General features: G+C 73.6%; 12 protein-coding genes and 1 pseudogene. 3 read left to right on the forward strand and 10 right to left on the reverse strand.

Annotated elements, in window-relative coordinates:
- Positions 1-407 (forward strand): annotated as a pseudogene (locus tag BG482_RS32665) (serine/threonine protein kinase); the annotation flags it as partial.
- 35 nt (positions 408-442) lie between these two features.
- On the opposite strand, the gene BG482_RS32670 reads toward BG482_RS32665, so the two are convergent.
- The 8 genes from BG482_RS32670 to BG482_RS32705 form a co-directional block, all read right to left on the reverse strand.
- Entirely contained in the window at positions 443-1261 is an 819-nt protein-coding gene (locus BG482_RS32670) for an RNA methyltransferase (protein WP_069772814.1), read from the reverse strand.
- Positions 1262-1324: 63 nt separating this feature from the next.
- Positions 1325-2557: a uroporphyrinogen-III C-methyltransferase gene (gene cobA / locus BG482_RS32675; protein WP_069772815.1), complete on the reverse strand. Its 1233-nt coding sequence runs from the start codon at positions 2555-2557 to the stop codon at positions 1325-1327.
- Between the two features lie 149 nt (positions 2558-2706).
- Positions 2707-6933: a nicotinate-nucleotide--dimethylbenzimidazole phosphoribosyltransferase gene (gene cobT, locus BG482_RS32680; RefSeq protein ID WP_069772816.1), complete on the reverse strand. Its 4227-nt coding sequence runs from the start codon at positions 6931-6933 to the stop codon at positions 2707-2709.
- A gap of 366 nt (positions 6934-7299) precedes the next feature.
- Positions 7300-8517: a precorrin-6y C5,15-methyltransferase (decarboxylating) subunit CbiE gene (gene cbiE, locus BG482_RS32685; RefSeq protein WP_069772817.1), complete on the reverse strand. Its 1218-nt coding sequence runs from the start codon at positions 8515-8517 to the stop codon at positions 7300-7302.
- An 85-nt stretch (positions 8518-8602) separates the two neighbouring features.
- Entirely contained in the window at positions 8603-9241 is a 639-nt protein-coding gene (locus tag BG482_RS32690; protein WP_069772818.1) for a GNAT family N-acetyltransferase, read from the reverse strand.
- 152 nt (positions 9242-9393) lie between these two features.
- Positions 9394-10230 carry a MetQ/NlpA family ABC transporter substrate-binding protein gene (locus BG482_RS32695; protein ID WP_069772819.1) on the reverse strand — a complete coding sequence of 279 codons (837 nt, stop codon included), beginning with the start codon at positions 10228-10230 and terminating at the stop codon, positions 9394-9396.
- A 95-nt stretch (positions 10231-10325) separates the two neighbouring features.
- Entirely contained in the window at positions 10326-11051 is a 726-nt protein-coding gene (locus BG482_RS32700; protein WP_069772861.1) for a methionine ABC transporter permease, read from the reverse strand.
- 20 nt (positions 11052-11071) lie between these two features.
- The gene (locus BG482_RS32705) at positions 11072-12112 is read right to left on the reverse strand and encodes a methionine ABC transporter ATP-binding protein (RefSeq protein ID WP_069772820.1); all 1041 of its coding nucleotides are present in this window, start codon (positions 12110-12112) and stop codon (positions 11072-11074) included.
- A gap of 545 nt (positions 12113-12657) precedes the next feature.
- Between BG482_RS32705 and BG482_RS32710 the strand changes: the two genes are divergently transcribed.
- Positions 12658-13017, forward strand: coding sequence for a hypothetical protein (locus tag BG482_RS32710; RefSeq protein ID WP_069772821.1), 360 nt, complete (start codon positions 12658-12660; stop codon positions 13015-13017).
- A 1-nt stretch (position 13018) separates the two neighbouring features.
- The gene (locus tag BG482_RS32715; protein ID WP_069772822.1) at positions 13019-13438 is read left to right on the forward strand and encodes a hypothetical protein; all 420 of its coding nucleotides are present in this window, start codon (positions 13019-13021) and stop codon (positions 13436-13438) included.
- Here the strand turns inward: BG482_RS32715 and BG482_RS32720 are convergent.
- Both BG482_RS32720 and BG482_RS32725 read right to left on the reverse strand, forming a co-directional pair.
- On the reverse strand, positions 13428-13925 hold the full coding sequence (locus BG482_RS32720; RefSeq protein WP_069772823.1) for a GNAT family N-acetyltransferase: 498 nt from the start codon (positions 13923-13925) through the stop codon (positions 13428-13430). The genes BG482_RS32715 and BG482_RS32720 overlap by 11 nt on opposite strands.
- Positions 13926-13970: 45 nt before the next feature.
- Entirely contained in the window at positions 13971-14477 is a 507-nt protein-coding gene (locus tag BG482_RS32725) for an RNA polymerase sigma factor (protein WP_069772824.1), read from the reverse strand.
- Between the last annotated feature and the right edge of the window lie 58 nt (positions 14478-14535).

Consider the following 14535-nt stretch of genomic DNA (forward strand, 5'->3'; position numbering starts at 1 on the left):
CGTCTCGCGGCGGGACCCCCTCCCGGGGCGGTGGCGCCCCGGCGGCGCGTTCCGGCGTCCGGCCCGCTCCCGGCTCCCGCAACACCCGTCCCGGCAACGGGGGCAGACCGGTGCCGCGCGGCGGGGCCGGCCGTCCGGGGCCGAGGAACACGGGGACCGGACGGCGGCCGGCCAACCCGCGGCTGCTGCGTCAGCGGATCTTCGTGTTCGTCGTGGTGACCCTGTTCGTGGCGCTCGGCATCGCCGTCGTCCAGGGCTGCGAGGGCCCCGCGCGCGGTCTCGGCGTGAACCACGGCGTCGTCCGGCACCAGCAGGAGCACGAGAGCCCCGCTCCGGGCGGGCCGCTCGGCGGGCCGGGGCCGGACGGGCTGAACGGACCTGACGAGGCGCATCCGCTCGACGGCTGACCGGGGCGGGCCTCCCGGCGGGGCGGACGCAGGCCCTACGGCTGCGGTCGGCCCGTCGCCACCGCGTAGAAGGCCACCGCCGCCGCCGCGCCCACGTTGAGCGAGTCGACGCCGTGGGACATGGGGATGCGGACCCATTCGTCGGCGGCGACGAGGGCCTGGGTGGAGAGGCCGTCGCCCTCCGCGCCGAGCATCAGGGCCACCCGGTCCATCCGGTGCGGCGCCGCCTCGTCGAGACTGCGGGCCTTCTCGTCCGGGGTGAGGGCGAGGAGGGCGAAGCCGGCCTCGCGGACCGAGTCCAGGCTCTTGGGCCAGCTGTCGAGCCGGGCGTACGGCACGGAGAAGACCGCGCCCATCGACACCTTCACGCTGCGGCGGTAGAGGGGGTCGGCGCAGTCCGGGGAGAGCAGCACGGCATCCATGCCGAGGGCCGCCGCCGAACGGAAGATCGCGCCGATGTTGGTGTGGTCGTTGACCGACTCCATGACCACGACCCGGCGGGCGGTCTGCAGGAGTTCGGCGGCGTCGGGCAGCGGCTTGCGCTGCATGGAGGCCAGCGCGCCGCGGTGGACGTGGTAGCCGGTGACCCGTTCGGCGAGTTCCGGGCTGACGGCGTAGACCGGCGCCGGGAGTTCGTCGATGACGTCGCGCATGACGTCGACCCACTTGGCGGAGAGCAGCATCGAGCGCATCTCGTACCCGGCGTCCTTGGCGCGGCGGATGACCTTCTCGCCCTCCGCGATGAACAGGCCCTCGGCGGGCTCGCGCTTGCGGCGCAGCTCGACGTCGGTCAGGCCGGTGTAGTCGCGCAGGCGCGGGTCGTCGGGATCGTCAACGGTGATGAGATCGGCCACAGGGTGATACTGCCTTGTCCTGGGTGTGGTGCCAACGGCTCGGAACGGTTGTGTTACCCGCGGTTACTCAGAGGTGGGCGGGCCGACGGCGACGACGGCGCCGATGACGATCACCGCCGGGGGCCTGACATCCTCGGTGCGGACCGTCTCGGCGACGGTCGCGAGGGTCGCGTCCACGCGCCGCTGGGCGGCCGTCGTGCCCTCCTGGACGAGAGCGACCGGGGTGTCGGGCGACTTGCCGTGCGAGACCAGCGTCTCGGCGATCTTCCCGATCTTGTCGACGCCCATCAGGACCACCAGTGTGCCGGTGAGCTTCGCGAGGGACGGCCAGTCGACCAGGGAGCGCTCGTCGTCGGGGGCGACATGCCCGCTGACCACGGTGAACTCATGGGCGACCCCGCGGTGCGTGACCGGGATGCCGGCCGCGCCGGGGACCGAGATCGAGCTCGAGATGCCCGGGACGACCGTGCAGGCGATGCCCGCCTCGGCGAGGGCCTGGAGCTCCTCCATGCCGCGGCCGAAGACGTACGGGTCGCCGCCCTTGAGGCGGACGACCGACTTGCCCTGCTTGGCGTGCTCGATCAGCGCGTTGTTGATGGCCTCCTGCGCCATGTACCGGCCGTAGGGGATCTTCGCCGCGTCGATCACCTCGACGTGCGGCGGGAGTTCGGCGAGGAGGTCGCGCGGGCCGAGCCGGTCGGCGATGACGACGTCCGCCTCGGCGAGCAGCCGGCGGCCGCGGACCGTGATCAGGTCCGGGTCGCCGGGGCCGCCGCCGACGAGGGCGACGCCCGGGGTCCGGGTGCGGTGGTGGGGGGCCACGAGGGTGCCGTCGCGCAGGCCCTCGACGACGGCGTCGCGGACGGCCGCGGTGTGGCGCGGGTCGCGGCCGCGGGCCCTCGTGGTGAGGACGGCGATCGTGACGCCCTCGCTGTGGCCGGTCGCCGGGGTCCAGGCGGTGGCGGCGTCGGCGTCGTCGGAGCGCACGCACCACACGCGGTGGGCCTCCGCCTCGGCGGAGGCCTGCCGGTTGGCGTCCGGGTCGCTGGTGGCGATCAGGGCGTACCAGGCCGCGGCGAGGTCGCCCTCGGCGTAGGGGCGCCTCGACCAGAGCAGCTCACCCGCGTCCGCCATCGCCTCGACGGACGGAGTCGCCTCCGGGGACACGAGGTGCACGTCGGCGCCCGCCGCGATCAGGGCGGGCAGGCGGCGCTGGGCGACCTGGCCGCCGCCGAGGACGACGACCCGGCGGCCGGCGAGGCGGAGGCCTACGGGGTAGGCGGGGTGTTCGGCCATGAGGGTGCGGCTCCTCGTACGGGCAGAGAGCAGTGGGCGGGCGCTGCGGCTCTGGAGCGGCCCTGACGTGCGCATTTTAAAGGTGGCTTCAGCATGCGGCGGGGCCGGGGGCAGCACAAGCCGCATGCCGCCCGGCCCCGGAGCAGGTCCTACTTCTCGGTCACACCCGCCGAGTCGAACGTCGCGACCTCGTGCATCGCACGGGCCGTGCTCTGCACCAGCGGCAGCGCCAGCAGCGCGCCCGTGCCCTCGCCGAGGCGCAGGTCCAGGTCGACCAGGGGGCGCAGCCCCAGCTTGTTGAGGGCCGCCACATGGCCGGGCTCCGCGCTGCGGTGGCCCGCGATGCACGCCGCGAGCACCTCGGGGGCGATGGCGCGGGCGACCAGGGCGGCCGCACCGGCACTGACGCCGTCCAGGATCACGGGCGTGCGCAGGGAGGCGCCGCCCAGCAGCAGGCCGACCATCGCCGCGTGTTCAAAGCCGCCGATCGCGGCCAGGACGCCGATCGGATCGGCCGGATCCGGCTGGTGGAAGTCCAGGGCGCGGCGGACGACCTCGGTCTTGCGGGCCAAGGTCTCGTCGTTGATCCCGGTGCCGCGGCCGGTGACCTCGGCCGGGTCGGCGCCGGTGAAGACCGAGATGAGGGCGGCGGACGCCGTAGTGTTCGCGATGCCCATCTCACCGGTGAGCAGCGCCTTGTTGCCGGCCGCCACCAGGTCGCGGGCCGTCTCGATGCCGACCTCGATGGCCTGCTTGGCCTCCTCGCGGGTCATCGCGGGGCCGGTGGTCATGTCGGACGTGCCCGCGCGGATCTTGCGGGGCAGCAGACCGGGGGTGCCGGGCAGATCGGCGGCGACACCGACGTCCACCACGCAGACCTCGGCGCCGACCTGGGTCGCGAAGGCGTTGCAGACCGCTCCCCCACCGAGGAAGTTGGCGACCATCTGGGCCGTCACCTCCTGCGGCCACGGGGTGACGCCCTGGGCGTGCACGCCGTGGTCGCCGGCGAAGATCGCGACGGCCGCGGGCTCCGGGATCGGCGGCGGGCACTGCCGTGACAGGCCGGACAGCTGCGCCGAGATGATCTCCAGCATGCCGAGCGCGCCGGCCGGCTTGGTCATCCGCTTCTGCCGCTCCCAGGCCTCGCCGAGCGCCTTGGCGTCCAGCGGGCGGACACTGGCGACGGTCTCGGCGAGCAGGTCGTGCGGGTCCTCGCCAGGCAGCGCGCGACGGCCGTACGTCTCCTCGTGGACGACCCACGACAGCGGGCGTCGCTTGGCCCAGCCCGCCTGCATCAGCTCGGGCTCGTCCGGGAACTCGTCGACGTAGCCGACGCAGAGGTAGGCGACCACTTCGAGGTGCTCGGGCAGCCCCAGCGCGCGGACCATCTCACGCTCGTCGAAGAAGCTGACCCAGCCGACGCCGAGGCCCTCGGCGCGGGCGGCGAGCCAGAGGTTCTCGACCGCGAGCGCGGAGGAGTACGGCGCCATCTGCGGCTGGGTGTGACGGCCCAGGGTGTGCCGGCCGCCACGGGTCGGGTCGGCGGTGACCACGATGTTCACCGGGGTGTCGAGGATGGCCTCGATCTTCAGTTCCTTGAACTGCTTGGCCCGGCCCTTGGGCAGGGACTTCGCGTACGCGTCGCGCTGACGCGTCGCCAGTTCGTGCATCGCGCGGCGGGTCTCGGCCGAGCGGATGACGACGAAGTCCCAGGGCTGCGAGTGGCCGACGGAGGGCGCGGTGTGAGCGGCCTCCAGGACGCGCAGCAGCACCTCGTGCGGGATCGGGTCGCTCCGGAAGCCGTTGCGGATGTCCCGGCGTTCGCGCATCACCTTGAGGACGGCCTCACGCTCGGCGTCGTCGTAGGCGGGCGCGGCCGGGCCGGTGGACTCTCGCGCTTCTTCCACTGCGGCGGCCGGGCTCTCTTCCTGGTCGGCGGCCCTGGTCTGCAGGTCCTCCGGGCTCTGTGCGACGTCGGGGTCGACGTCGTTGTCCTGCTCCGCGTCGGGGGCGGCCGGGGCCGGACCGGGAGCGGCGCCGCGAGGGGCGGGGACCGCGGCCGCGGAGAGGTCGGCGGCCGTCTCGACGGTCCGCGCGTGGACGGCCCGCTCGTCCGCCGCCGGCTCGGGGGCCGGCTGCTCCGACGCCGGGGCCACGACAGCGTGCGCCGGGATCGGGTCGAGGTGCTCGGCGGCGGCCGCCGTGCCCTCGACCGGCACGGGCTGGTCCGGCGACCGGTCCGGGCCGGGCTGGACCGGCACGGGAGCCAGGACGGCGCCCTCGTCCGGGAGTTCGGCGTCCGGCTCGCCGGCGGACGGCGCGGGGACGGCCTCCGCGAGCGGGACGGCCGGGACGGACTGCGGGTGCTCGGCGGGCGGCACGTCGGCCGCGACAGGCACGGAGGGCTCGGGGACCACGGAGGGCTCGGGAGCGACGGAGGGTGCGGGGTCCGCGTCGACGGGCGACTCAGCGGGCCCGGACACCTGCGGCGTCTCCGCTGCCTCCGCTGGCTCCGACGCCTTCGCGGAGGGCTGATCCAGCGGGGCCGCCGGCTCCGGCGCGGGGGCCGCTTCCAGGGCGGAGACGTCGATGCCGGCGTCCGGGGTATGGGATGCCGTGTCCACCGTCTGGACGTCGTGGACGGCGGGCGCGGGCTCGTCGTCCGCGACCTGCACCGGCGGCTCCGGCCCCGTCTCCGGCTCCGGCGCCTGTTCCCCCGACGCCTCCTGGGCGGTCGGCGCGGCGACGGGCTCCGCCTGCGGCTCGGCTTCCGGCACCACGGCGGGCGCAGCGTCCTGCGGCGTCACGGCGGGCGCGAGGACGGAGACGTCGGCTTCCGTCGCGGTGGCGGAGACCGCGGGCTCCGGGACGGTCTCGGGCGCGGGGTCCTCGAAGACCTGGGCGGCGGGCGTCTCCTCCGCGGACGCCGCCGGCTCCGGCGCTTCGGGGATCACGGCCTGCGGCGGCTCGGGGGCCGGCACCGCCTCGGGCCCGGGGGCGGGCTCGGGGGTGGCTTCGGGGGCGGATTCGGGAGCGGTGGCAAGTTCCGGAGCGGGCATCGCGGGGGGCGCGGGCTCCGACGGAGCGTCGGCCACGGGGTCGGGCGCGGGGACGACGGCGGCAGTCTCGACCGCCTCGCTCTCCGGCGCCTCGGCCGCTTCGAAGGCCTGCGGACCCTGCGCCGCCGGGTCGCCGGGAGCCGCGACGGCCACCGGCTCCTGGGACTCCTGAGACTCCTCGGCGGGACTCGCCGCCACCGTCCCGCCCGTGTCGGCGACGGTCTGATCTGCGACGACGGGATCGGTCACGGCAGCCTCCGCCACGGCCTGGCCGCCCACGGCGGCCTCCGCCGGGTCGGGCGCGCCGGCCGCCTCGGGCGCCGCTGCACCCCCGCCCACCTCGACGGTGTCGACGGCGACCGGCTCGGCAGGTCGGACAGGCTCGGCGGGTGGGGCTGCTTCCTGGGCGACGGACAGCTGTTCGGCGGGCTCGTCCCCGGGGCCTTCAGCGGGCTCCGGCGCCTGCGCCGCTTCCGCCGGCTGATCCACTGCGGACACCGGAGCGTCCGCCGCCTGGTCGTCGGCGGGGTCCTGCTGGGCCTCGGCCATCATCGCGGCGCCGAGCAGCTCACCGGTGTCGACGATTCCGTATCCCTGCCCGTACCCCCGAGCGATCTGGGGTTCCTGCGCGGCCTCGGGCTCGGGGGCTTCCTGCGGGGCGGTCGCGGCGATCGCCTCGGTCGCGACGCGGGCCACCACGGCCTGGGCCGCGCCCACCGGCTCGGCCTGCTGTGTCTGCGCGACCGCGGCCGGAACAACCGTTTCCCCGGCCGTGCCCCCGGAAGGGACCTGTGCCGGGGCCGGCGCCTGGGCCGTGGTCTGTGCGGCGCCCCAGGGAGACGCGCCCTGCGGCGGCATGTCCCGCAGGTGCGGCACGTCGAGGTACTCGGGGCCGGACGCCGCCGGGCCGGGCTGACGCGCCGGAACACCGGCCGGGCCGCGGTCGGCGAGCGAGCGGACCGGGCTGGCCGAGGCGTCGGGAATCGGCGGGCCGAGATGCAGGGGGCGGCGCGGGGTCGCCTGCGGCGCGGACGGGCCGGGCAGGCGGACGCCGCTGAGGTCGACCGAACCGCTGTCGCGGCCGGCCGTCTCGTGCGGCCCGGGCTCGTGGACCGCTTCGACCACCGGTTCCGGCGCGGGCGGGGCCACCTCGTTGCCCCACGCGCTCTGGGCACCCGGCAGCAGCAACAGGTCTTCGTCCTCGGCGGTGGTCTCGGAGAGGTAGGTGTACGCACCGTGCGCGGGGGCGCCCGGCTGCTCCACCATGCCTGCGCTCTCCGGCAGTCCCTCGCCCGGGACCTGGCCGGTGTCGGTCATGCGTACCCCTCGCCCATCGGTTAGTGCTTCTACGGCCGGCTCACCCGGAGCGGCGCACCGACCGCTCCGCAGTGAAGAACGAGCGTCCGTGCCCAGCGGCACGAACGACCCGCCCGAAAAAGCGACAAAGCCATTCAGTGGCATTGTCCCGGCCGCCGCCGCCTCGCGACAGCTTGATCGGCGAGGCTCCGCTGTGGACTGCGCCACGTTGCGCGTCCTCCGGTTCTGCCGTACCACCCACAGCCCAAAAGGGATGCGTTTTCCGGACATTGACCGACGAAGCGCCGGGCGACCGGAAGCGGTACGACGATCGGCCAGCCTACCGCGCGCGGTACGACAACAGGATCACGGGGAGGGCCGACCCGGTCACGGCCGACGGTCGGCGAGAACCCCGGTGAGCAGGAACGCGACGCTCCGCTCCGTCTCCGTCCAGGCCCGCGTGTCGAGTTCGACGGACTGGACGAGGGAGCACTCGACGCCGTAGCCGTGCTCGGAGAGGCCGCGGCCCACGAGTTCGGCGGCGTCGCGGGTCGCCGCGTGGGTGACGATGCGCTGCGGACGGCGGTCGACGACCGCGGAGACCACCGGCGCACCCCCGCCGCCGACCCGGACGACGTCCGGTTCGGGCAGGTTCTCCAGGACGTGCGGGGCATCGCCGTGGACGATCTGGAGCTGGACGCCGTGCCGGCGCGCGGCCGCGTCCGTGCGGGCGCAGGCCTCCAGGTCCCGGTCGACGGCGATGACGGCGGCGCCCGCTCGCGCGGCCTCGGTCGCGAACGCTCCGCTGCCGCAGCCGATGTCCCAGACGAGGTCGCCCACCCGGGGGCCCAGCCGGGCGAGTTGGGCGGCGCGCAGCAACGGGGCCTCCCCCTCGCCGAGCCCACCGCCGTACGCCTCGCCGGGCAGCGCCCAGCCGCGCGGACCGACGCCGGGGTCACGGCCCGCGATCCAGCCGCTCTCCCCGGACACGACCGGACCGGTGGGGCCGCCGATGACGATGACGACGTTGGGGTCGCGCCAGATGTGGTCGGCCGCCTTGTCGGAGGTGACGACACTGACCTGCTCGCGGTCGGTGCCGAGCTCCTCGCACACCACGAAGGTGCGGTGCACGCCCTCCATCAGCAGGCCGAGCTCGGCGGGACCGGCGCCCGGGGAGGTGAGGACGGCGACCTTGGTGTGGGCGCGGCACACGTTCACCGCGCGGCGCAGGGTGCGCCGGTGTGCGACGACCACCTGGGCGTCGTCCCAGGGCATGCCGGCCCGGGCGAAGGCGGCGGCCACGGCGGAGACGGCGGGGACGACCTCGACCTCCAGGCCGAACTCGGGTGCGCGCAGGGCCCGTACGACGCCGAAGAAGCCCGGGTCGCCGTCGGCGACGACGACAGCGGTGCCACGGTGGCCGGCGATGCGGGGGGCCGCGAGGGCGACGCTGCCGAGCCGGATGCGTTCCGCGCCGGGGGGCACCTCGGGCAGCGTCAGATGGTGGGCGGCGCCGGCCACCAGCGTGGCGGCGCCCAGCGCGGAGCGGGCCGCGGCGGTCAGCGGCGAGCCGTCCCAGCCGATCACGGTGACGCGGTCGGCCATCGTCGTCAGTCTCCCCCGGTTCACACAGGCAGCGGGCTCCGTGAGGGTACCTGGTCAGGGTGTCCGGGGACGGCGGCGGTCCGGGTCAGTTCCAGTCGGTGTACGAGGTGAATCCGCCGCTCTCCGCGAAGTGCTCCCCGCCGGCGTCCAGGTCCTCCGGGAGGAGGCTCCACACGATGTAGTCGGTGCGCACCTCGCTCCACCCGCCGCCCTCGGCGCGGACGCGCGCTATGCAGGCGCCGCGCAGCACGCCCTCGCTGATGCAGCCGATCTTCTGGGCGACCTGCTGGGAGGCGGTGTTGTCGGCGGCCGTGCGCAGCTCGACACGTTCGAACTTCTGGTCGGTCAGCAGCCACCGGGCGGTGGCCAACGCCGCCTCTGAGGCGTAGCCCTCGCCGCGCGCCCAGGGGGCGATGATGTACGACATTTCGGTGGAGCGGACGTGCCAGTTGGTCTTGGCGAGCTGGACGACGCCGACCAGGCGCTGGGTGAGGAACTCGGTGACGGCGAGGTCGAGGCCGCGGCCCGCGGCGCGTTCGGCGGGGGCGTACTCGGTGATCCAGCGGCGGGCGGCCGCCTCGTCGTAGGGCTGGGGAACAGCGGTCCAGGCGGCGACCTGCTCGTCGTTCATCATGTCTGCCAGGGCGGGCACGTCGTCCTCGTCGAGGGGACGCAAGCCCAACCGCTCCGTGCTGATGGAGATGGTGGGGAAGGTGCTCGTCATGCGCCGCTCCGTAACCTTCGGGACCTCGTGAACCTGCCGACCCGTCAGGGCCCGCTGAACTGCCCAGCATGCAGCATCCGGCACGGAACCACATCACGGGGTCCACGCCGGGTGAGGGCGCGGACCCCGGGCGCGGGCGTCGTCGGTGAAGGTCAGAAGGCCGCGACGACGGCGCCGTCGTACTTGTCGGCGATGAACTTCTTCACCTCGGGCGAAGTGAGCAGCCCGGCGAGCTTCGTCACGCGCGGGTCGTCCTCGTCGCCCTTCTTCACGGCGAGGAAGTTGGCGTACGGGTTGCCCTCGGCGGACTCCGCGACCAGGGCGTCCTTGGCCGGGCTGAGCTTGGCCTCCAGCGCGTAGTTGCCGTTGATGACGGCCGCGTCGACGTCGCCGAGGGAGCGGGGCAGCTGGGCCGCCTCCAGCTCCTTGAACTTCAGGCTCTTGGGGTTGGACGCGACGTCCTTCGGGGTCGCGTCGTAGCCGGCGCCCGACTTGAGCCGCAGGAGGCCGTTGGCCTCCAGCAGCTTCAGCGCGCGGGCCTCGTTGGTGGTGTCGTTCGGCAGGGCGATCGTGGCGCCCTGCTTGAGGTCCGCGAGCTTCTTGACGTTCTTCGCGTACAGGCCGAGCGGTTCCAGGTGCACCGTGGCGTGCGGCACGGCGACGATGTCGGTGCCGTTCTTCTTGTTGAAGTCGTCCAGGTACGGCTGATGCTGGAAGTAGTTGGCGTCGACCTCGCCCTGCTGGACGGCGGTGTTGGGCGTCACGTAGTCCGTGAACTCCTTGACCTCCAGCTTGAGGCCGGCCTTCGCCGCGAGGTGGTCCTTGACGTAGGCGAGGATCTCGCCCTGCGGGGTGGGGGTGGCGGCGACCGTGAGCGTGGCGTTCGCGTCGGCGCTGCCGGAGTCCTTGTCCGAGCCGCAGGCGCTGAGTCCGAGGGTGAGGGCTCCGGCGGCGAGGACGGCGGTGGTGATCTTGGCGGTGTTACGCACGAAAAGTGCCTTTCCTGAAGGGTGGTGCGCCCCGCTTCGGGTGGTGCGGGGAGTCTCGTTGCGGCCCCGGGGAGGGGGCGGGCGACCTCGCCGGGTCAGGCGGCCGCCTTGCCGGTGTCGGGGGTCGCCGGCTCCTTCGCCCTGAGCAGGCGCAGCTTCGGGGCGGGGCCGGAGCGGCCGCCGCGGCGGTGCAGGGAGCGGGCCGCGTGGTCGCCGGCGAACTGGATGAGCGCGATGACGACGGCGAGGATCGCCACCGTGATCCACATCAGCTCGGTCTCGAAGCGCTGGTAGCCGTAGCGGATGGCGATGTCGCCGAGGCCGCCGGCGCCGACCGTGCCGGCCATCGCGGAGTAGCCGATGAGCGCGACGATCGTGGTGGTCGTGCCGGCGATGAGGGAGGGCAGCGACTCCGGGACGAGGACCTTGCGCACGATGGTCCAGGTGTTGCCGCCCATCGCCTGCACGGCCTCGACGAGCCCGCCGTCCACTTCCCGGACAGCCGTCTCGACAAGGCGCGCGAAGAACGGGATGGCGCCGATGGCGAGCGGCACGATCGCGGCCTCGCGGCCGATGGTCGTCCCGGTGACGGTCCGCGTGAAGTTCATCAGCGCGACCATCAGGATGATGAAGGGCATCGAGCGGGCGATGTTCACGACCTGCCCGATCACCTTGTTGGCGACGGTGTTCTGCAGCAGGCCGCCCCGGTCGGTCAGGACCAGCAGGACGCCGAGCGGCAGGCCGCCGACGACGGCGACCAGGGTGGACCAGCCGACCATGTAGAGGGTGTCCCAACAGGCCTGGGACAGCAGGGGCTGCATCTCGGACCAGTCCGTCCCGGTCACTTCGCGCCCTCCTTCAGCAGCGCGGGGCCCTGCGCGGCGTCCACGACGTCGATCTGCAGGCCCTGTTCGCGCAGGAAGCCGATGGGCACGACGTTGTCCTCGTAACGGCCGGGCAGTTCGATGCGCATGCGGCCGATCTGGAGGCCGCCGACGGTGTCGATGGCGGCGCCGAGGATCGAGATGTCGATGTTGTAGGTGCGCGACAGCTGGGAGACGACGGGCCGGGTGGCGGCCTCGCCGTGGAAGGTGACGTCGACGACGGTGCGGTCGTCGCCGGTGGCCTCGCCGCCGACGGGGAAGAGCGCGGCGGCCAGTTCGGAGCCGGGGGTGGCGAGCAGCTCGCTGACCGTGCCCGACTCGACGACGCGGCCGCTGTCCATGAGCGCGGCGGAGTCGCAGACCGACTTCACCACGTCCATCTCGTGAGTGATGAGCAGGACCGTCAGGCCCAGCTGCCGGTTGAGGTCACGCAGCAGCTGGAGGATGGAGCGGGTGGTCTCCGGGTCGAGTGCGCTGGTGGCCTCGTCGGACAGGAGCACCTTCGGGTCGCCGGCCAGGGCGCGGGCGATGCCGACACGCTGCTTCTGACCGCCGGAGAGCTGGGCCGGGTAGGACTTCGCCTTGTCGGCGAGGCCGACCAGGTCGAGCAGCCCCAGCGCCTTGCGGGAACGTTCCTTCCCTGAGATGCCGAGGATCTCCAGGGGCAGCTCCACGTTGTCCTGCACGGTCCGCGTGGACAGCAGGTTGAAGTGCTGGAAGACCATGCCGATCCGGCTGCGCGCCTGCCGCAGCTCCCTGCCGGCGCGCGGTCCGCGTCCGGCGAGCGCGGTGAGGTCCTGCCCGTCGACGGTGACCGTGCCGGCGGTGGGGCGCTCCAGGAGGTTGATGCAGCGGATGAGCGAGGACTTGCCGGCGCCGGACTGGCCGATGACGCCGTACACCTCGCCTTCGCGCACGTGCAGGTCGACGCCGTCGAGGGCGGTGACCGCACGGCCGCGCGAGCGGTAGACCTTGCTCAGGCCCGTGGTGGTGATCACGTGGGGGTTTCCGTCACTGTCGAGTGCGCGGGCGTGGGTGGGCCCGGGCGCACGGATGCAGGCTGTCAGGGCGCGACACGGTTCTCGTCATGGCGGAAGACCGGGGAGAAACCCGTGCGCGGGGCGCGGCTCAGATCACGTACCGCGGGAATGCGGCGTACGGACCTGCCACGGCGGCTCGCTTCGGGGCGCGAGCTCGGGGGGGTGGTGCGGGGGCCCTCTAGAAGGCGCGCATTCGACACATACAACGAGCACCGGGCGTCATGGTCGCCTCGGTCGCAGGGGTGCGGCTGCTCGTAGTGGTCATGAGCATCAGTAAAGCAGACGTATGGTCCTGACCAAGACCTGGGTGTCCGGATGGTGGACAGACGTGGACAGCCGTGGACCTCCGTCGACAGCGCTGCGCCGATGCCATGGTCGTCCTGCCGGGCGAGTCCTTGGCGGTGATCCCTGCGCGCGGCTCGTCCGGTCGCCACGGCTCCGGCGGTGCGTCGGGCCGCGGGGCCGGACGCGAGGGGCCGATTCCGGCGTAATAAGGTCGCTGCATGCTTGATGCCCTGACGTTGGCGACCGGCGTCGCCGCGTTGCTCCTCGCCGCCTGGTGCGGCTGGGCCGCCTACCGTGACCAGCCGACGAAGGACTGGCACTTCATCGGGATGGCCGTGGTCTCGCTGCTGGCCGTGGCGCAGCTGGTGGTCGGGATCGTGCAACTGGCGCGGGGCGAGAAGCCGGAGCAGGGCACGACGATCTTCGTGGCGTATCTGCTGGGGGCGTTCGCATGCGTGCCGACGGCGGGTTTCATGTCGCTGGCCGAGCGGACCCGCTGGGGTTCGGTGACGGTCGCCGCGGGCGGTGTGGTCCTCGCCGTGCTGGAAGTGCGGCTCTTCGACATCTGGGGAGGCTGAGATGACGGCGACGCAGGAGAAGCCGGCCCGGCTGATCGGCGGCCCCGGGCTGCTGCTGGTGTGGTTCTACGGCGTGATGGTGGTCGGGGCGGTGTCCCGGTCGGTGTACCAGATCGCGACGGAGTTCGACCGGGCGCCGCTGTCGTACTCGCTGTCGGCGGTCGCGGGCGTGGTGTACGGATTCATCACGTACTCGCTGGTCCGGGGCGGGGAGACGGCCCGCAGGGCGGCGCAGGTCTGCTGCGCCGCCGAACTCGCGGGCGTGCTGATCGTGGGCACCTGGACACTGGTCGAGCCGTCGGCCTTCCCCGACTCGACCGTGTGGTCGCAGTACGGGATGGGCTACGTGTTCATCCCGGTCCTGCTGCCACTGTCGGCCCTGTACTGGCTGCGGAGATCCCGGACCGCCGCTACGCGGTAGCCGCGTACTCCCCCGCCTGCTTCTCCAGGACGATCATGGGCACGCCGTCCGCGCCCTGGGAGGTGCCGACGGTCTGGTAGCCGACGCGGCGGTAGAGGCGGAGGTTGCCCTCGCTGCGGTGACCGGTGAAGAGGCGGAACTTCTTGGCGCCGCGCTCCTCGGCGAGGGCCGACTCGGCGGCGCGCAGCAGCCGGGCGCCGATGCCGTGGCCCTGCAGACGCGGGTGGACGCAGAGCTTGCCGATGGCCGCGGCGCCGTCCTCGGTGAGGTTGCCGCGTACGCAGCCGACCACCTCGTCGCCCAGCCGGGCCACGAAGACGCAGTCGGTGGCGAGCTCCTCCCGCACCGACGCGAGGGTCTGGACGAGCGGGGCGATGCGGTAGTTGCCGTACAGCGCGGCTTCACTCTGGAAGCACAGGTACTGCAGCCTGAAGATCTGCTCGGTGTCCTGCTCGCTCGCCACCGAGATGGTCACGCTCATGCCCATGTGCGCACGCCTCCCGCTCACCTGATCGCCTGTGGTCCCTCACTCCTATCCCCGCACTTCGCGGGCCGCAACCTCCGGCGGAAGCAAACGCCTCAGACATCCCAGACATCGGGAACGTTCCGGGCCGAGACTGCCCTGTGAGATACCCAACTTCCCCGCGATCTCCCGGTAGGTGAGGTCCTCCGGCGACAGCAGGGCCTGCAGAAGCCGGGAGCAGCGACCGGGCAGGCGGTGCACGGCCTCGCGCAGGGCGCGGTGGCGGGCGGCGGTGAGGGCGAGCTGCTCGGGACCGCGTTCGGCGTCGTCGGCCGGATCGGTCGCGTAGGGCTGTTCGCGGCGGACCGTACGGCGGGTGCGGCGGACCTCGGCGCGCACGGCGCGGCGCAGCCAGCCCTGCGGGTCGCGCGGCGGGCCGTCGGTGGCGAGGTGCTCCAGGAGGCGGAGCCAGACCGCCTGTTCCAGGTCTCCGGCTTCGGCGCCGGCGGCGTGGGCCTCGGCGGAGGCCTCCGCGCTGAGAAGCGGGCGCAGGGCGGTGAGCAAGTCGTGCGTCATATGCCCCACGATGCGACCGCCCGGGCGGTCGGTTGCCCGGGCGGTCGACTGTCACTCC

Origin of the sequence: Streptomyces sp. LUP30, assembly GCF_001746365.1 — a bacterium.
GTDB lineage: Bacteria > Actinomycetota > Actinomycetes > Streptomycetales > Streptomycetaceae > Streptomyces.

What these genes read in the sequence shown, in the direction of transcription:
- cobA (WP_069772815.1), bottom strand. Translation starts at nt 2,557, where the DNA reads ATGGCCGAACACCCCGCCTACCCCGTAGGCCTCCGCCTCGCCGGCCGC.
- cobT (WP_069772816.1), bottom strand. Translation starts at nt 6,933, where the DNA reads ATGACCGACACCGGCCAGGTCCCGGGCGAGGGACTGCCGGAGAGCGCA.
- cbiE (WP_069772817.1), bottom strand. Translation starts at nt 8,517, where the DNA reads ATGGCCGACCGCGTCACCGTGATCGGCTGGGACGGCTCGCCGCTGACC.
- BG482_RS32690 (WP_069772818.1), bottom strand. Translation starts at nt 9,241, where the DNA reads ATGACGAGCACCTTCCCCACCATCTCCATCAGCACGGAGCGGTTGGGC.
- BG482_RS32700 (WP_069772861.1), bottom strand. Translation starts at nt 11,051, where the DNA reads ATGCAGCCCCTGCTGTCCCAGGCCTGTTGGGACACCCTCTACATGGTC.
- BG482_RS32710 (WP_069772821.1), top strand. Translation starts at nt 12,658, where the DNA reads ATGCTTGATGCCCTGACGTTGGCGACCGGCGTCGCCGCGTTGCTCCTC.
- BG482_RS32715 (WP_069772822.1), top strand. Translation starts at nt 13,019, where the DNA reads ATGACGGCGACGCAGGAGAAGCCGGCCCGGCTGATCGGCGGCCCCGGG.
- BG482_RS32720 (WP_069772823.1), bottom strand. Translation starts at nt 13,925, where the DNA reads ATGGGCATGAGCGTGACCATCTCGGTGGCGAGCGAGCAGGACACCGAG.
- BG482_RS32725 (WP_069772824.1), bottom strand. Translation starts at nt 14,477, where the DNA reads ATGACGCACGACTTGCTCACCGCCCTGCGCCCGCTTCTCAGCGCGGAG.